Below are 17133 nucleotides of genomic sequence, written 5' to 3'. Positions count from 1 at the left end.
TATGAGAGTAATCATTGTTGAAGGAAAAACCGATAAACAACGTTTGCTTCAGCTCTTAGATGAACCTGTAGAGATTGTTTGCACCAATGGGACGATAGGATTAGATAAGTTAGAAGAACTGATTGCAAATTACAGTGATGATGAAGTGTGCGTTCTCCTTGACGCTGATGAGGCGGGCAATAAGGCACGGCGGCAATTTAAACAAGAGTTTCCTAACGTTCGTCACTTATACACTCATCGTATGTATCGAGAAGTGGCAACCACCCCGTTAAATGTTTTAGCTAGAATCCTTGAGGGTGCTTACTTCGCAGTGAAAATGCCGGAAGGCGAAGACGTGTATTGAGAGATCTTTCATGACTCTTCTTCGACATTAACTGAAATCTACATAGACAAATTATTTATTCTGAATAGTAGGAATATAGCTTACTTGTGTAGAATTACTAGGAATGACTTATCGAAGAGGGGGAGAAACATTAATGGATGAATTAAACATGGAAGCTCGGGCGCGTGCAGGCAATAAATTTAAAGGTGGCTTAAATTGCGCAGAAGCAATTGTTCATACGTTTAATGAGATGCTGAACAGTCCCTTAAACCCTGAGGCTTTAAAAATGGCTACCGGTTTTGGGGGAGGATTAGGACATGCTGGTTGTATGTGTGGTGCATTAACGGGTTCAGTTATGGTTTTAGGGCTTTTTAAAGGTCGCAATGCTCCAGGGGATTCTAGAGAACCTGCCTATAACCTTGCTCATGACTTTCATGACCGTTTCGTTCAAAAATATGAAGTCACATGCTGTCGGGCCTTGAATACTCATGAGTTTGATTCACCAGAGCATTTACGTCAGTGTCTCAAACTTACCGGAGGTACCGCTAAGCTTCTAATGGAATTCATACAAGAAAAGAAATTAATTGATGAGGATTTCACTTGGCCTGCTATGGCCTAGTAAGGTTCACACATTCCTGTTAATTTTAATTAAGAGCAAGTAATCATCGTTCGATAGAACGATGATTACTTGCTCTTATTATTGAACTATGTAGGTTACATTTGACGAACAATGATACGCGTACCCTCAACAGCTATTACTTTAATCCTTGACCCACTGTTTACGAATGCTCCTTCTGTGACAACATCAAGTCGCTCACCATTAATGTCTGCAGTTCCAGCAGGGTGTAATTGACAGAGTGCAATTCCTTGTTTGTCTAAGAAGCACTCGTAGTTTTGTCTAGGGGTTACATACCCATCCTTTGTGGTTAGACGGGTTTTTAAGGCGAACCTATCCCAAAGAAAACGAGTTTGAGGCAAGCGAAAACTTAATAGGAATATCCCTGTTAGAGTAAGTAGTAATAAGCCTACGAAGAAGACTCCTTGGGCAAAGGAATCCACCGAAAACACGATCCCAGTAATAAGGGCTAAAACTCCAAATAGACCAATAATTCCTCCAGGAACAAAAATCTCTAAAACTAAGAGGATAATTCCCAATACAAATAACGTTATAACAAAACCGGTTCCCATTTTGTTTCCTCCTTTTACTTATGAGAGAAACCTTTTATTAGATATAACATGTTCTGCTTCAATAGGCAACAATATCCGCCCACAGTTAATTCCCGCACGAGAAATTATTTGATGGCTAATCCTTCAGTAATAAAATATTTCTAGAGAGGAAAGTAATGAGACAGGCTTGCATATATATACTAAGCTTTATTTGGGAGGAATCAACTTTGGACTTAATGTATACTTTCCCAGCGGTTATTGGTTTAGGGGCGCTTCATTCACTGGAACCGGGGCATGGTAAAGGAGTAATTACGGCTTATTTAATATCTTCAGGTGCCAAAATCAAAGAGGCAATTATGATTGGTTTAATATCGGCATTGGCCCATACGCTATCGATTACACTGCTCGCTGTTTCTACGACGACAGCCATTAAAGTTCTTGTCCCAGAAAATCTGATTCATTGGCTTCAGTTTGTTTCAGGAATTGTCGTCATATACATAGGACTGAGCATAATTACCCATAGGATCTTCGATTATTATGAGAGAAGACACAAGCCCATCAATAGTTTTCATGTTCACGCTCATGATTGCAATGGTCATTGCAATCATAACCATATGAAGCCAGGGTCTAATCCAACAACCCGCTTTAACTTATTCCTCACTGGCTTTTTTACTGGGATTGTCCCATGTCCAAGTGCTTTAGCTATTCTTCTTGCAGCAGTATCAGCGGATCAAATTCCCCTAGGGTTAGGACTAGTGGGTGCCTTCTCAATCGGAGGAGCGATAACCATGGTGGCAATTGCTTTATTTGTTGTCCGAGCCAGTCATACAATAAAGAAATTGGAACGATGGCAAGTAGTAAATCGCCTTGCTTTGGTCTCCTCTTGCTTGATCATTTTTCTTGGTGGAGCAGTGATTTTTCAATCGTTAAGCCGCATTGGAGTATCTCCGATGTTCTAAAGCGCTATGTCATCCTGAAGGAGGAACGACCGAAGGTTCTAGAACCTTCACTATCTTACAAGGATGACAGAATATCTTTCGTTATCGTAATGCGGGTTACGCATAGGAATTCTAAACGAGATCCACACACCATGGTTGGTGTGTGGATCTTGACTTTGTCTAAGTTAATTATAACTTAGCAAAGTCATTATTGACTGAATAAACGCATTTTATTTTGAAAATATTCTGAAAAATATTCGTAATTCTTATAAAATCTTATTATGTAAGCGTAATTTTAAGTGCTTACGTTCTTTTTCGATATGGCGCAAAAATTGCAAGAATGCAAATAAGAACAAAAAAGAACAAATAAGTAGAGAGGTGTAGGAGTTGAATTTGAGTTTTTGGAAAAACAGAGTTCTATTGTTTATAGCAGTAATTATGTTTTTCATTGGTCTTGTATTTAAAGAATCAAGTTATGGTTTTCTTTTATTCATCCTGAGTTTTGTAAGCTTGCTTGCTACCACAATATATCAAACACATCAAACATCCAAATACTTGGCTTTATCCATAGAAGCTTTGAAGAGAGGATCACTGGGGGATTATCTTATTCTAGAAAAGGGAGTTAGTGTCGTGCGAACCCTCTTAGGTGAGTTAATCCAGATTAAAAAACAAGGCCATACCGACAGACTGGCAGTTATAGAATTACAAAAAAAGCTTTTAAGTCAAAATGAACAGATTTTAGCCCTAAGTTCATTCTGGGAGCCAGATGCCTTTGATAATAAAGATGATCAGTTTCGAAATGATGGTTACTATGATAACGGTCGTTTTACTTCGTACATCTATCGAGATAAAGGATTAATTGAGGTAACCCCTCTAAAAAATGTCTACGATGAGCCATGGTATATCGTTCCGAAAAAGACAGGTAAGATTTCAATATTAGACCCCTATGAGTATGATCTAAATGGGAAGTCAATTTTAATGACTAGTATTATGCTTCCTATAATAGTTAATGGGAAATTTCTAGGCGCAATTGGTACTGATATTGAATTAAAAGAAGTTAAAGAAATTCAAAGAGATATTGTGTTCTATGACAACCCATATAAAAACTTCGATATTACTAAAGTTATGGAGGCTTTGCTGAGACGCAAGGATGTCTTTGGAATCCTGGGACAAGTTATCAAAGCTGCTAATACTAATCAGCGAGAGATTCTAAAGCATTTATCTATCACAGCACGACAAGTCACCAATACTGCTCAAGAATTAACGACTATTTCACAGCAATCAGCCATTGCGGTGGAAGAGGTAGCGAAGACTATTGAACAGATTGCCGGGAGTTCGACTGAGCAGGTAAGGGATATGGAAAATGGTGTACAACAAATGATGGAATTGGGAGAGATAATAAATAGGGACCAGCTAAATTTATACGATGTTAATAATTCTATAGAACTGGTTGAGACGATGAAGGACGAAGGCAGTGTCGCCATCAAAGATTTAACCGTAAGGACGGAAGAAAGAGAACGTTATACAGAACGAATCCAAGAAAGTATTATGGAAACCAATCATAGTGCAGAGAAAATTCATTCAGCCAGTCGGATGATTCAAGCAATTGCCGATCAAACGAATCTATTAGCATTGAATGCTGCAATCGAGGCGGCACGAGCAGGTGATGCTGGAAGAGGCTTTGCAGTTGTGTCTGAAGAGATCCGAAAGTTGGCGGAGCAATCGGCCCAATCGACAAGAGATATTGAGCTTATTGTACAAGAACTACAATCAAATTCTCAGAATGCAGTAGCCGTGATTGCTAAAAGTTCTGCAATTGCTCAAAAACAAGAAGAAAGCATAGAAATAACCGTTGAAAGGTTTAAGAGAATAGCTGTAGCAATCGAAAAGACCAAAGGGATAATGAATACGTTGAATCTTTCAGGTCAAGAGATGGAAAAGAAAAAAGATCAAATTATTGACATCTTGCAGAATCTAGCAAATATTGCGGAGTCCAATGCTGCCAGTACTGAAGAAATATCCGCTTCTTCAGAAGAGCAAGCTGCATCTATGGCAGAAATCGCAAATGCCAGCCAAGGTCTGTCAAAACTCGCGACGGAATTACAACAGTCTATAGATAAATTTGAAGTAGACTAGTATTTTAGGAGCATTACTAAAAGGCTGGCAGATTCTCTGCTGGCCTTTTAAATTCGGGTTATTTGGAAAGAATTATAAACGTTTCCGGATTTTTAAGTGTCTAAGATTAGGAATAACCATATTAAGGTAAAATACTAAAGAATCTATTTACTATTTTGTAAGGAGAGATTGTTTATGAGAAAACTATTACCCTATCTTGGCTGCACATTGATTACTCTAGCCATATTGCTCAATGGCTGTGGGAGTATGCTTTCCTCAGGTGCTGATCAATCGGTGGAGGCGGAGAATCCTGCTGCCCAGGAAGCGTTGGCTGCTGCCCCAGTCTACAAACGAACAGAAATTATTTCATTACCTAACGAAGCAAAACAGCTCTTAATTGAAGGAAATCAACGGTTTACATCGGGTAAGCCGTTGAGCAAAGATCTTAGTTTGACAAGACGAAGTGAGCTGATGAAGAACGGTCAACATCCTTTTGCGGTAATTGTGAGTTGCTCAGATTCGAGAGTACCTCCTGAACTTCTATTTGACCAAGCCCTAGGAGATTTATTCGTAATTCGTGTTGCTGGAAATATTATTACTCCCGTTGAATTGGGAAGTGTGGAGTATGCCGTAGAACACTTGAAAACTCCTTTAGTCGTTGTGCTTGGACACGAGGAATGTGGAGCGGTTACTGCTACCGTGCAGGGTGGAGAAACACACGGCAATATTGAATCGATTATTAAGAAGATAAGACCGGCGGTTGTTGAGGCTAAGTCCTTAAGTACAAGCCAAACAACGGAGAAAGAAGTAATTAATAAGAGTATTGAACTAAATATTAAAAACGCTATAGGAGATATCATGGAGAGTCCAATTATCCTAGAGGGTACTGCTGTAAATCAAGTTGAGATCATTGGAATTAAGTATGACCTAGATGAAGGGGTTGTAAGGTTCATCAATTAAATACCTGGAAAATGTGGTCAAAGAACTTTTAGAAGAACTCATCTTGTGATAAATAACTAAGAATTTAAAATTTGTTGCATATATTGGAGGCTCCTTAGTACACATATTAGGGGGTCTCCAAAGCCTGTCAGAGAGTATTAAGTTACCACTTGAAAATCGAGTATACAAATACTAAAAAGGACTTTTGTTGGGCTATGTCGAATAGATTCTTTTGCCACCTATCTTGAAAAAATAAACAGTAGAAGGAGCTTTTATGGAATTAATAACCGCACTCATAGATTTTATCCTACATATTGATCGACACTTAGTTGATATCATTCAGACCTACGGGACTTGGACCTATCTCATTCTTTTTATGATTATCTTTAGTGAAACGGGATTTGTAGTCACTCCCTTTCTTCCTGGAGACTCTTTGCTTTTTGTAATTGGGGCATTAGGAGCTAAGGAGGCCTTGGACTTTGAGTTGGCTTTGTTCCTTCTGTTGGTTGCGGCGGTAGGGGGGAATACCCTTAACTACTTTATCGGCAAAATGATTGGACACAAATTACTTGCCACAAAAAATTCCCGCCTTATCAAGAAAGAATATCTCTATAAGACTCAGGCCTTTTATCAGAAGCATGGCGGCAAAGCCATAATATTATCCAGATTTATTCCTATCATCCGTACGTTTGCTCCTTTTGTGGCTGGCCTTGGTAAAATGAGCTTTATGAGATATAGTTTGTATAACGTTATTGGTGGTTTTTCCTGGGTCTTTTTGTTTATGTTTGCTGGGTTCTTCTTTGGTAATATACCAGCGGTGAAAGATAATTTTACCTATGTAATTTTCGCGATAATCTTTGTTTCTCTGCTGCCGACAATTGTTCCTTACCTTCGGGGTAAACGGCGATAAATACTAAACTCTAATCTAGATAATCTTCTGTTCATAGCTCAACGTCTCACAAATAGTGATTCGTTGAGCATTTTATATTTTTATACCTCTAATATAGGAAATGCGTTAAAAATAGTGTAATATTACACTAAAGGAGTGTAATATCCTATGACAAGAATGGATTTTATTAATAAAGCTTCAGAGAAATTAAAACTAGTCCGTGCTGAAGGTGATTATACCCAGGATAAAATGGCCGAACTATTGGGCATATCCAAGAAAACTCTTGTTCAGATCGAAAAGGGCCGGTCTACCCTTGGCTGGGCAGGTGCAGTAACCTTGTGCACAATTTTTAGAGATAGCGATGTCTTAGAGATGACCTTTGGAGGGAACCCTCAAGATATTATCCTCTCTTTAGCTTTCGACGATTACGAATACTATGAAAGAACCATGGGCGGAAAAGTATGGTGGAGTAATCTTGAATGCACGGATCACTTTAGAATCCAGCAGAATATTATTTCTAGGCACTTCAGGATCCTCGATAGTCAAGACCGAAGAATATGCTCTTCTTTTAATGAGCTTTTTATCAGGAAAAGGTTTCGGGAGCTTTCAGGAGAGGAGGAAAAAACTTGATGACATTCATTAAGGCCTATGTCAAATCTATGAGGCTTTATTACGCTTTTGTCACAGGAATAGCCGGTTGGATTGGCATGGCTTTTTACGAATATATAGCAGAGTCTCCCTTTCAGTCAGTGGAACTAGTTCCAACTACAGAAAAAAAAGCGGTGGTTCTCGTCATGCTTTTTCTTAGTTGGGGAGTAAATCAGATTATCAATGATTACCTAGGCTTAAAAGAAGACAAAGTGAACGCTCCGCACCGTCCTATGGTTACCGGTGAACTCAATCCCCAAAAGGCTTTGGTTTTAACGGGAATCCTGCTGATAATTACATTAGTAATTACCTACATATTTTTAGAACCAATTGCCCTTATTCCCGCAATCTTAGGAATCTTTCTCAATGTTTTATATGAATACGCTAAGGGTCATGGTATTTGGGGAAATATCGTTTTTGGACTGATGATCTCAACTTGTACTGCTTATGGCTTTCTGGCAGCCGGTCCAACCCAGTCTCCCTACTTTACATATAGTCGTGTTTCAGTCCTGATATTAGTGGCCGTTATGAATGGTTTGATGACTTTTTACACGTATTTTAAAGACTACGAAGGGGATAAGGCTGCAGGTAAACGGACGATTATTGTGCGTTTTGGAATTGATAAATCTAGATATCTGGCGGCCATATCAGCGCTTCTACCGGCGGGAATCTTTTGGCTGCTTTATTATAATGATTTCATCGAAGCTAGGGTTAACAGTATGTTTCTCATTCTAGCTGGTTTAACTTTTTTCCTCGAGCTTTGGACTGGGTACCTATACTTTAAAAACCCCCGCGGAGAGAGAACCTACTACTCTTTGGTGGCGAATTTCCGGGCGTGTATCTGTGGTCAGGCAACCCTTATCGCCTTATTCAATACCGAACTGGCTATGCTTCTATTTTTAGTCTCTTATATGTTTGTGGGATTCTTATTTGATCTGCACACGGATCCAAAATCCTAGGAGGTTATTATGAAACTTTTCGAACCAGCTAGAATAGGTCCCTGTCACTTGAAAAACAGGATCATCCGATCGGCAACCTTCGAGGGAATGTGTGATTCCCTGGGGCGTCCACTCTCAGAATACCGACAGTTGTATAAGGAATTAGCTGCAGGAGGGGTTGGGGGGATCATCACAGGCTTCGCCTATATTTCTCCAGAAGGAAAAGCCATGCAGCCAGGTCAAGCGGGAATAGACCGTGAGGAAATGATTGAATACTATTTGCCAATTACCAGAGAGGTTCACAACTACGATTGTAAAATCTTTATGCAGTTAGCCCACACAGGCAGGCAGACAAGGAAACAGGAAACCAGCCAGGATGTTTGGGGGGTCTCCAGTAAGAGCTCCTTATATTTTGGAGGATATCCACGGGAATTGACGACGGAACAGGTGTATTCCTTGGTCAGGAAGTTTGGGGAATCAGCAAGCTATGCTCAACGTGCTGGATTTGACGGTGTGCAGGTGCATGCAGCCCACGGTTACCTGATCCATCAATTTATATTACCCGGTATCAATACTAGGAAGGATGAATTTGGCATTGATGAGTCTAGTAAGCTAGGTACAGAATTCCTGGAATTGATTCTTCAAGAAATCAGGACTAAGTGTGGTAAGGATTTTGGGCTGTTGGTAAAGGTAAGCGGGAGCGATGACTATTTTACTCGATTTACACCTAGACAGTTTACCAGCCTGATTAAGTTTTTAGATGGTCAAAAAGTTGATGGTATAGAGATTAGTTATGGAACAATGGACAATGCTCTCAATATCTTTCGCGGAGATATTCCACTCAAAGTAATTTTAAAGCATAATCCTGTCTTTAAAGATAATATCAGCATTAAAACTATACCTAAGCTGCTTTATAACGCTCTAATTTATTGCATCATGAGGTCTAAATTAAAGCCCTTTACGCCGACTTATAACCTTAGCTATGCTAAAATTGCGAAAAATTTAACCAGTAGTCCTATAATAAGTGTTGGTGGTTTTCGAAAGGGAGCAGAAATACGAAATTGTCTAGAAAATGGCTATGCGGATTTCGTTAGTCTATGCAGGCCGTTAATTTGTGAATCCGACTTCGTCCATTTACTCCAACAGGACGAGGATTACACCTCCAAATGTGTTAATTGCAACATATGCGCTGTCATGTGTGATTCTGACCGGTCAACAAGGTGCTATCGGCGATAAGCGGTTATGCTGATACAGATCCGTAAGCTGGCGGAAGATCCACCAGTTGAGCATAGAGTTGTTAATGAAAGGAAGAGGAAGATGGAAAGCAGAGTCATTAGCACAATACAAAGTGTTTTGGATAAACGACCCATAATCACCTTAGAGAGTCGTTTAATCGAAGATCTATTAGTCGATTCTTTAGACAAGTTGATGATCCTTTCAGCCTTAGAGGATGAATTTGCCATAACTATATCAGAGGATGATTTTGCGGATATTTTCACTGTAAATGATATGGTAGAGAAACTTAAGGAGGTAATATGACTCTAGCTGATTTTTACAATAGGTTGAATGTAGATAAGAGCCTCGCAAAGATCACGGGGTATAATCCTTATTACCAGACAATAAATTCAGGTCTCACTGGACGAATGCTGGTAAATGGACGTGAAATGATTGACTTAGCCTCGAATAATTATTTGGGCTTGGCTTCCGACAGTAGAGTGATACAAGCTGCAATTGAAGGAATTCATACCTATGGAGTTTCCCTTTGCGGTACTCCCATCGCTACGGGGTATATAGATTTATACCAAAGGTTGGAGGAAAGATTATCGCGCTTTGTTGGCTTGGAGGACACGGTTATTTTTCCTTCCTGTTACCAAGCTAATAACGGTTTATTTGCATGCGTTGCTGGGCCACAGGACTTAATTGTTGTCGATAGATTAGTTCATTCCTCCTTGATCCAAGGAATTAAATCCTCAGGAAGTAAAATTAGACCCTATCTGCATAATAATTTTGAGCACTTGGAAGGAATCTTGCAGAAATCAAGAGACTTTAGGCAGGTCTTTGTGGTGACTGAGTCTGTATTTTCAACCGAAGGTAGTATTGCCCCCTTTAAAGAGATCCTACAGTTGTGTGACAAGTACGGTGCCTTGCCGATTATCGATGATTCACATGGTATCGGGGTATTGGGAAATTCGGGCCGAGGAATTCTCGAAGAGCAGATGATTGAAGGATACAGAGGAATCTATACTGCCTCACTAGGTAAGGGGCTCGCTAATGCTGGTGGGATGATCAGCGGGGATAAAAAACTAATAGACTATCTCAAATATTACTGCTCTCATTTAGTATACTCCACTGCCCTTACCCCAGCGGTCTTGGCTGGTATCAATGCAGTTCTGGATATTATTTATTCCGAATTTGGCGATATTAAGAGACGACTTGTGGCTCATCAACGACAAATCTATGAAGCACTTCTTGAGGGAGGATTTAACGTCGTTTCCGGTGAGGCTCCGATTAATTCCATTCAAACGGGCAGCCAAGAAACTACCTTTATCCTTGCCAAAAAGCTCTATGAAGAAGGAATACTCTCCACCTCCTTCATTGAACCTGCGGTTCCCAGTAATCAAGGGCGAGTAAGGTTGATTGCTAGCGCTGGTCTTAGCCAGGAGACTATTGATGAAGCTATCAGGATCATCCAAAGGATAGGTTTCTTATGAGATATTTCTTTATATTAAATCCGGGTTCTAAGGGTGGAAAAAGCAAAGCAACGTTTGAGAGGATCGTTTCGTTTCTTCATCAAAGGGGAGTAAACTTTGATTATCGGCTGACCAAAGATCTTGATGATGCCTATACCCTCTCAGTAGAAGGGAATAAAAAGAACTATGATGTCATAGTCGCTGTAGGGGGAGACGGTACAATCAACAGGGTGATCAGTGGATTTTATGATCTTCAGGGCAGAAGGATTTCCAAGTCTAAGCTGGCAGTTATTCATACGGGTATGAGTCCTGATTTTTGTAAGAGCTACGATTTACCCCTGGATATCGATCAAGCCCTTTATGCTGTTCTTAAGGGAGAGTGTGAGAAGATACCGATTGGGAAGATTAATTATTTGGGTGAGTATGACAAGAGGCTGGACGGTCGTCCGCTCTGCCTTAATCATCAAAATCTACAAACCAGCTATTTCGCCTGCTGTTCTAATATTGGGCTGGGAGCCCTAGTGGCTAAAGGAGCTAACAGCGGGATTAGAGACTTAATCGGGGATTTTGCGGGGACGTTGGTTTCAGTAATTAAAACTCTGCTAAGGTTTCAGTCGGTAAACTTTACAGTCACTTTAGATAGCCGAAAACAGGTGTTGGAGAAGGTTTACAATATCTTTGTGGGTAAAACGACTTATATCGCTTCAGGACTTAAGGTGAAACATCAGTTATCCCATATAGATCCACGTTTTTATACCCTGACTGTTAAAAATGTTGGTCTTGCAAATTGGGTAAGTGTCTTAAAAAAGTTGTACAGCGCTAAAGAGTTTGCTAATAACAATACGATGTGTTTACAATACGCTCAGCGAATAGAAGTCTACGGAAGCAGTCAAAATCATGAATTAGAGTTTGATGGTGATCCTAGAGGGTTTTTGCCCTGTGTAATTGAGTCTGCAAAGGACCCTTTAGAAGTAATTTGTGATAAAAGTAAAGGTTAAGTTAATTAATGAAGTTACACCAAAAGTAGATAAGCAAGAGGGCTAATGATGAATAGAGAAAAGGAACTAATCGAAGTTATTAACAGGCATATGCCTAGGAGTTCTAGCCAACAAAATAATCTCTTTGAGTCAGACTCTGAAGTCGTCACTTTTGCTGGTAAAGGGCTTTTGTATAATATCGACGAATTTTCCGAAGAAGACTTAATGAGAGAAGAGGATCCTTATAGGTTAGGCTGGAATATGGCCATAGGCAGTATCAGTGACATACTGGCTTCAGGGGGCAGACCCAAATTCTACGCTCATAGTATGGTTATACGAGATTCATGGACCATGGACTATGTTGAAAAGGTGTCTCTTGGAATTGCCCAAGTACTTAAAGAAGTAAAGGCAGGTTTTATTGGTGGAGATTTTGGGATCTCGAAAACCTGGAGATACACTGGTTCGGTTATTGGAGATCTAGACTGTCAGGCCCTCTTAAGGAGTGGAGCAAAGGTTGGGGATGGGATTTATATTACTGGCCCAATGGGCAGAGGAAACCTGGAGGCTGCCCTTAAACTATATGAGCAAAACCCTCTAGTCAAACATCTTACGGGGAGATGGAAAAATTTCTTTCCCTTGAGAAGCAAGGAGGCAGAGCTAATTAGGCAATATAGCCATTGCTGTATCGATACAAGTGATGGTGTCTTCAATGCTTTAAGCACCATTTCAGAAATGAGCAGAACAGGTTTTGTAGTAAACAGCCTACCATATATTAAAAGTGGTTTGTTTTTAGCAAAAACTTTGAACCTCCCTAAGGAAATGCTTTTTTTAGGAGAATGTGGAGAGTATGAATTACTGTTTACCTTAGGGAAAGAGATTGAAGAAGAGTTTGAGAGAGAAGCCAGAGAAAAGAAGTTAGTAGTTTATAAACTTGGCGAAGTAAAAGAACAAGGGATTAAATCTCTCCGGAAAAGAAACCGTGAGATCGATTTAAGTAACTACGCCCTGCGAGCCAGAGACTACGCAGATCCGAAAGATTATTTGCGAGAAGTCATTTATTTTCTTAAGAATACTTAGTCCGTTTAACCATCTCCATTTTATTTTCTATCAAGGATGACAAAGTTACATAATAGTAAACTGCGAAGCAGAACATGCTAATCGAACTTCGTTCCTCGAACCTCGAATTTCGACAAAGGGGGCGGTTGAAGTAAAACGTAGAGTTGTTATCACGGGGATAGGACCAGCTACAGCCCTTGGTATTGGCAAAGAGGATTTCTCAGCAGGTATATACGGAATGAAAACATGTCTAACCGAAATTCCGAAGAGTTATGAACAGACCTATAAGTTTAAATCACGCTATTTTGTTCCCAAACCAAAATTTTCTCTGACAGATCTAGGATTCCACAAATCAGTGGAAGGGATGATGGAAGAGGCAGCCAGAATCTCCGTTCTATGTACGAAGCTGGCTTTGGAAGATGCGGGATTTAGGATTAGTGACGGGGAAAAATACCTGCAGGTTAGGGGACTGGAAAATTGCGGCACAATTATCGGCATTGGTATGAGCAGCCTGCAGACCGCCTTTGATTCCTATTTAGCTCATATGAATCATATAGCTCATATCGCAGATAGCGAAACGTCAGTCTCTCAGTCTCCTAGGTTCAATAGAATGGTTATTCCCATGCTCATGACGAATTCCCCTGCAGCCTGGATTTCCATCCTTTTCGGGCTAAAAGGCTTCAGCTATACTCTCAATGCCTCCTGTGCGTCAGGAAGTTATGCCCTTGGTGAGGCTTACAGAACAATTTCAGAAGGCAGATGTGATGTAATTCTGACAGGGGGTGTTGAGGCCTTAGGGGAAAAGAATGGGGCTATCATGAGAGGGTTTGACATGCTCTCAACTCTAACTAGGGCAGAGGACGGAAGGCCCCAACCCTTTTCTCAGCAACGAAGTGGATTTCTATTTAATGAAGGGTCAGGATGTGTCCTTGTATTAGAGGAGCTCGAAAAAGCTAAGACCAGGGGGGCTGATATATATGCTGAGGTTGCAGGGTTCGAAGCAGGCAGCGATACCTACAGCATTGTCCAGATGGACCCCAGCGGGGACAATATCTCTGGTCTTTTTGAGAGGATATGCCAGGGGATTAAGGTTGACTATCTGAATGCCCACGGTACTGCGACAACTATGAACGATGATATTGAGTCTAGAGTCATCCAAAGGATCTTTGGAAATAAAAACAACCAGCCATATATTAATTCAACCAAAGGTATCCTTGGGCATAGTATCGGGGCAAGTGGAGCACTTGAGGCGGCAGTAACAGCAATCTCCATAAAAGAATCTAGAATTCATGGGAACTTAATTTCAGAACCGATGGAAAATTTGAATTTGCCTTTGGAGACCTTCCAGACCCCCATTGAATACGCTCTATCCGCCTCCTACGGCTTTGGGGGGCATAATTCCTTGATTCTGTTCAAGAGGTATCGGGAAAATGAGTAGGGGGCAGGTCATGATCACCGGTGCAACTGGTTTTATTGGCAGCCATATTGCGAGGGTGTTCTGTGAAAATCAGGTCAAAGTAGGCTGCCTGGTTAGAAAAGTCAGTAACCTTTCTAATATCGAGGGTTTACCAGTTGAGTTAACGACTGGTGATGTCAGGAATATTGAGGAATTGGTGAGAGCTTTCAGCGGCTACGATTGGGTGATTCATAACGCTGCCAAAGTAGCCGACTGGGGAGATTATGACGAATTCTATCAGACAAACGTCGTCGGTACTAAAAATGTTCTGACTGCCTGTGTTCAGGCTGGAATAAAAAATATCCTGTTAACTGGATCTAATTCCGTCTATGGAGAAGAAAACTGTCTAGCTGTCAAAAACGAACAATCCCCCTATAATTCTCACTATTCGTATTTCGGAGACAAACTGTTCCCCTGTAAGTTAAACTACTATCGAGATACGAAAGCCATGGCCAAGAAAGAGGCTTTGGCTTTTGCGGCAACCCATCATTTGAACCTGACTATTTTGGAGCCTGTTTGGGTGTATGGTGAGCGGGAATTTAACACGGGGTTTTATGAATACCTAAAGACGGCTAAACGTGGAATTCCCTTTGTTCCAGGAGCGAAACAGAATAATTTTCATGTCATCTATGCCGGAGACCTAGCAAAGGCCTACTTTTTGGCTTATACAAAACAGCTGAAAGGCCAAAACTGCTTTCTAGTGGGTAATCAACGGTCTGAGAATATGGACCGGATCTATAAGCTGTTCTGTTCAGAAGCAGGAGTAAAAAAGCCCGGCAATCTTCCTAAGGCTGTAAGCTATCCAGTGGCATTTCTGATGGAGCTTCTATTCACCCTATTTAAATCTCAGAGTCCACCGCTCTTAACACGGGGAAGAGTCAATATGTTTTACGACAATATTGAGTTTTCAGTGGACAAAGCAAGTCAAATCCTTGGCTTCAGAAACTCCTTTAGTCTTGAAGAAGGGGTCAAGAAAACCGTCCTTTGGTATAAAAAGCAAGGCCTGATCTGATCAGCCAAGCTTGAATGAAGGGGGGAGATAAAAAATGATAACAGTAAGTAATGTAACAGGCCTAGGAAAAGCCGTCTTCGGCTTGAAACTGAAACTAAGCATTTTCTTCCACTTCCTACCGACCCTTTGGAAGAGAGAAATTACGTTCAAAAGGTTTATTTTGTTGATGAAAAGACTTCTGCTTTTTGTGTCTCGGATGGAGCATAATAAATTTGTGAAATTAGGGGATAAGACAAGGTTAGGATTATATATCCCTGGTTTTCCTTCTTCCGCTTTTTATACTGCCTGTCAGAAATTTAGTCAATTTGAAGAGAAGATGCCCTGTACCACTGTTTTAATTTCGATTACCTCCGCCTGTCCGTATCATTGCACCCACTGTTATCAGAAACTCGATAGGGGCAAGGATACTAAGATCGATACCCTGATCCAGGTCGTTCGGAAGTTGCAGGACCTTGGAATTGCCTTCTTCAATATCGAGGGTGGAGAACCCTTTTTGGCTTACGAGCGATTACAGCAGATTTGTTCTGCAATAGATTCCAGATCAGAAATTTGGATAAATTCTACAGGCGCTGGTATGTCTAAGGAGAAGCTTGTGGAACTAAAGGAGCAAAATGTCACCGCTATCATGTTTTCTTTACACAGCTCTGTACCGGACATCTTTAACAAGTTTATGGGTAAAGAGTCGGCCTGGGAAACTATGGAGGAAGGAGTAAAGATGTGTCATGAGGCAGAGTTAGGGGTTGCCTTCAATACGTGCCTGATGAGAGAGGATTTCTATAATGGTAGGTTTGAAGAAATAATGGAGGTGGCTAAGGACTTTAAGGCTTGCCTGATCCAGATCATTAAACCTAAACCTGCCGGAGCATGGTTAGAAAAAGCAGATATAGAATTCACTCATAAGGATATTGAATATATTAAAAAGAAAGTAAACCGCTATAATTTACACACAGAGTTGGCAGACTATCCCTCCATCTCGGCTCAGATCATTGAAGAAGATAAGTCGGTTTTTGGTTGTACTGCTGGGGGAACGGATAGATTCTATATAAATGCTAAGGGCGATTTACAACCCTGCGAATTTCTAAACATCTCCTTTGGAAATATCAATGTGGATAATTTCGAGGATATTTATCAAACGATGCGCAGTCTCTTTGCATGGGGTGGAGAGTGTTTTCTATGCGAAAGCTGTGCACCAGAGATTCACAGGCTTTACAAAGAGAATGGGTTAACTACCCTTCCACTAACCCCGGAGCTTTCGTCGAAGATCTACAGTTCCTGGGAGCGGGGGAGGAAAACGAATTTGTATGAGCGGTTGGAGAGGATGAGGTAAAACGTCAGTTTTCCTCTCTATTTGTAAGACCTTAGATGATTTTACAATGTGGGTTGTGCTAGCGACTGTAACGACCCTGGTAACCTGGGAAATTGTGTAATTCTTCGGATGTAAGGATCCTAAATCCCATTTTAGTCCAAAATGTACGAGCCTCTGCGACAGATCCCAGAACGATGTATTTGAAGCCAAAAGCACTAGCAGAATCTTTAAGCCATTTGACACAGAAAGTTCCAATCCCCTTTCTTATAAGATGAGAAGGTAACGTTAACTGGTCCACGTAAATGCCTTGTTTAGCGTTACAGAAATGAAAACAGAATTGGATAAAATCTTCTTTAGTTTGATCATCTAAACAAACAATATCAGTACCATAATTCAATTGTTTAAGCTTAAGTTCGAAGTTTATATTTAAGGCGTCTCTTAACACTTCAACCCTTTGGTGAACTTCCTCGTAGAACAAATCCGTACTAAGTTCTCTTGATTTTATTACTGACGGTTCATAAACAAAAATTCCAGTGTCATTTGCATGAATGCCGCAATTCTGGCGCAACATTTATACATCCACTCCTCTAAAGAACCCTGTTTAGTAACAGGATATGTATATAAGGAATGAATGAATACAAAATATTCAAAAAACATAAAAGTTGAATTATTTCTCCCTT

Annotated in this window: 18 protein-coding genes; 16 read left to right on the top strand and 2 right to left on the bottom strand. The window is 40.5% G+C overall.

Features of this window, described 5'->3' with window-relative positions:
• The first annotated feature begins 1 nt into the window (after position 1).
• Both HGJ98_RS03070 and HGJ98_RS03065 read left to right on the top strand, forming a co-directional pair.
• A complete protein-coding gene (locus tag HGJ98_RS03070) occupies positions 2-343 on the top strand; it encodes a toprim domain-containing protein (protein ID WP_291349556.1) in 342 nt (113 codons plus the stop codon).
• A 133-nt stretch (positions 344-476) separates the two neighbouring features.
• Positions 477-941 carry a C-GCAxxG-C-C family (seleno)protein gene (locus tag HGJ98_RS03065; RefSeq protein ID WP_291349555.1) on the top strand — a complete coding sequence of 155 codons (465 nt, stop codon included), beginning with the start codon at positions 477-479 and terminating at the stop codon, positions 939-941.
• 95 nt (positions 942-1036) lie between these two features.
• On the opposite strand, the gene HGJ98_RS03060 is transcribed toward HGJ98_RS03065, so the two are convergent.
• Positions 1037-1510: an NfeD family protein gene (locus tag HGJ98_RS03060; protein WP_291349554.1), complete on the bottom strand. Its 474-nt coding sequence runs from the start codon at positions 1508-1510 to the stop codon at positions 1037-1039.
• Positions 1511-1725: 215 nt separating this feature from the next.
• Between HGJ98_RS03060 and HGJ98_RS03055 the strand changes: the two genes are divergently transcribed.
• The 14 genes from HGJ98_RS03055 (at position 1726) to HGJ98_RS02990 (ending at position 16474) form a co-directional block, all read left to right on the top strand.
• Positions 1726-2448: a sulfite exporter TauE/SafE family protein gene (locus tag HGJ98_RS03055; RefSeq protein ID WP_291349634.1), complete on the top strand. Its 723-nt coding sequence runs from the start codon at positions 1726-1728 to the stop codon at positions 2446-2448.
• Positions 2449-2847: 399 nt separating this feature from the next.
• Entirely contained in the window at positions 2848-4563 is a 1716-nt protein-coding gene (locus HGJ98_RS03050) for a methyl-accepting chemotaxis protein (RefSeq protein ID WP_291349553.1), read from the top strand.
• Between the two features lie 174 nt (positions 4564-4737).
• Complete coding sequence (locus tag HGJ98_RS03045; RefSeq protein WP_291349552.1) at positions 4738-5502, top strand: carbonic anhydrase; 765 nt, start codon at positions 4738-4740, stop codon at positions 5500-5502.
• A 253-nt stretch (positions 5503-5755) separates the two neighbouring features.
• Positions 5756-6391, top strand: a complete 636-nt coding sequence (locus tag HGJ98_RS03040; RefSeq protein ID WP_291349551.1) for a DedA family protein — start codon at positions 5756-5758, stop codon at positions 6389-6391.
• A gap of 147 nt (positions 6392-6538) precedes the next feature.
• Complete coding sequence (locus tag HGJ98_RS03035) at positions 6539-7000, top strand: helix-turn-helix domain-containing protein (RefSeq protein WP_291349550.1); 462 nt, start codon at positions 6539-6541, stop codon at positions 6998-7000.
• On the top strand, positions 7000-7977 hold the full coding sequence (locus tag HGJ98_RS03030) for a UbiA family prenyltransferase (protein WP_291349549.1): 978 nt from the start codon (positions 7000-7002) through the stop codon (positions 7975-7977). Before HGJ98_RS03035 ends, HGJ98_RS03030 begins: the two co-directional genes overlap by 1 nt.
• A gap of 9 nt (positions 7978-7986) precedes the next feature.
• Positions 7987-9192, top strand: a complete 1206-nt coding sequence (locus HGJ98_RS03025) for an NADH:flavin oxidoreductase (protein WP_291349548.1) — start codon at positions 7987-7989, stop codon at positions 9190-9192.
• A gap of 6 nt (positions 9193-9198) precedes the next feature.
• Positions 9199-9495 carry an acyl carrier protein gene (locus HGJ98_RS03020; protein WP_367142657.1) on the top strand — a complete coding sequence of 99 codons (297 nt, stop codon included), beginning with the start codon at positions 9199-9201 and terminating at the stop codon, positions 9493-9495.
• Positions 9492-10667: a pyridoxal phosphate-dependent aminotransferase family protein gene (locus HGJ98_RS03015; RefSeq protein WP_291349547.1), complete on the top strand. Its 1176-nt coding sequence runs from the start codon at positions 9492-9494 to the stop codon at positions 10665-10667. Before HGJ98_RS03020 ends, HGJ98_RS03015 begins: the two co-directional genes overlap by 4 nt.
• A complete protein-coding gene (locus tag HGJ98_RS03010) occupies positions 10664-11644 on the top strand; it encodes a diacylglycerol kinase family protein (protein WP_291349546.1) in 981 nt (326 codons plus the stop codon). The genes HGJ98_RS03015 and HGJ98_RS03010 overlap by 4 nt, the downstream gene beginning before the upstream one ends.
• A 48-nt stretch (positions 11645-11692) precedes the next feature.
• Positions 11693-12700 (top strand): AIR synthase related protein, encoded by a 1008-nt coding sequence (locus HGJ98_RS03005; protein WP_291349545.1) that lies wholly within the window; start codon positions 11693-11695, stop codon positions 12698-12700.
• 106 nt (positions 12701-12806) lie between these two features.
• Positions 12807-14117: a beta-ketoacyl synthase gene (locus HGJ98_RS03000; RefSeq protein WP_291349632.1), complete on the top strand. Its 1311-nt coding sequence runs from the start codon at positions 12807-12809 to the stop codon at positions 14115-14117.
• Positions 14110-15147: an NAD(P)-dependent oxidoreductase gene (locus HGJ98_RS02995; RefSeq protein WP_291349544.1), complete on the top strand. Its 1038-nt coding sequence runs from the start codon at positions 14110-14112 to the stop codon at positions 15145-15147. The genes HGJ98_RS03000 and HGJ98_RS02995 overlap by 8 nt, the downstream gene beginning before the upstream one ends.
• Positions 15148-15181: 34 nt before the next feature.
• A complete protein-coding gene (locus HGJ98_RS02990; RefSeq protein WP_291349543.1) occupies positions 15182-16474 on the top strand; it encodes a radical SAM protein in 1293 nt (430 codons plus the stop codon).
• Positions 16475-16532: 58 nt separating this feature from the next.
• Here HGJ98_RS02990 and HGJ98_RS02985 read toward each other — a convergent pair whose 3' ends face one another.
• Positions 16533-17024: a hypothetical protein gene (locus tag HGJ98_RS02985; RefSeq protein WP_291349542.1), complete on the bottom strand. Its 492-nt coding sequence runs from the start codon at positions 17022-17024 to the stop codon at positions 16533-16535.
• Positions 17025-17133 lie beyond the last annotated feature (109 nt).

Origin of the sequence: Desulfosporosinus sp. (assembly GCF_014237355.1) — a bacterium.
Lineage (GTDB): Bacteria > Bacillota > Desulfitobacteriia > Desulfitobacteriales > Desulfitobacteriaceae > Desulfosporosinus.
Note: the sequence above shows the minus strand (reverse complement) of the source record. Positions and strands in the feature narration are given on the sequence as shown.

Coding starts and splice junctions, on each gene's coding strand:
- HGJ98_RS03070 (WP_291349556.1), top strand. CDS start 2: ATGAGAGTAATCATTGTTGAAGGAAAAACCGATAAACAACGTTTGCTT.
- HGJ98_RS03040 (WP_291349551.1), top strand. CDS start 5,756: ATGGAATTAATAACCGCACTCATAGATTTTATCCTACATATTGATCGA.
- HGJ98_RS03020 (WP_367142657.1), top strand. CDS start 9,199: ATGCTGATACAGATCCGTAAGCTGGCGGAAGATCCACCAGTTGAGCAT.
- HGJ98_RS03055 (WP_291349634.1), top strand. CDS start 1,726: ATGTATACTTTCCCAGCGGTTATTGGTTTAGGGGCGCTTCATTCACTG.
- HGJ98_RS02995 (WP_291349544.1), top strand. CDS start 14,110: ATGAGTAGGGGGCAGGTCATGATCACCGGTGCAACTGGTTTTATTGGC.
- HGJ98_RS03025 (WP_291349548.1), top strand. CDS start 7,987: ATGAAACTTTTCGAACCAGCTAGAATAGGTCCCTGTCACTTGAAAAAC.
- HGJ98_RS03030 (WP_291349549.1), top strand. CDS start 7,000: ATGACATTCATTAAGGCCTATGTCAAATCTATGAGGCTTTATTACGCT.
- HGJ98_RS03065 (WP_291349555.1), top strand. CDS start 477: ATGGATGAATTAAACATGGAAGCTCGGGCGCGTGCAGGCAATAAATTT.
- HGJ98_RS02985 (WP_291349542.1), bottom strand. CDS start 17,024: ATGTTGCGCCAGAATTGCGGCATTCATGCAAATGACACTGGAATTTTT.
- HGJ98_RS03010 (WP_291349546.1), top strand. CDS start 10,664: ATGAGATATTTCTTTATATTAAATCCGGGTTCTAAGGGTGGAAAAAGC.
- HGJ98_RS02990 (WP_291349543.1), top strand. CDS start 15,182: ATGATAACAGTAAGTAATGTAACAGGCCTAGGAAAAGCCGTCTTCGGC.
- HGJ98_RS03015 (WP_291349547.1), top strand. CDS start 9,492: ATGACTCTAGCTGATTTTTACAATAGGTTGAATGTAGATAAGAGCCTC.
- HGJ98_RS03060 (WP_291349554.1), bottom strand. CDS start 1,510: ATGGGAACCGGTTTTGTTATAACGTTATTTGTATTGGGAATTATCCTC.
- HGJ98_RS03045 (WP_291349552.1), top strand. CDS start 4,738: ATGAGAAAACTATTACCCTATCTTGGCTGCACATTGATTACTCTAGCC.
- HGJ98_RS03005 (WP_291349545.1), top strand. CDS start 11,693: ATGAATAGAGAAAAGGAACTAATCGAAGTTATTAACAGGCATATGCCT.
- HGJ98_RS03035 (WP_291349550.1), top strand. CDS start 6,539: ATGACAAGAATGGATTTTATTAATAAAGCTTCAGAGAAATTAAAACTA.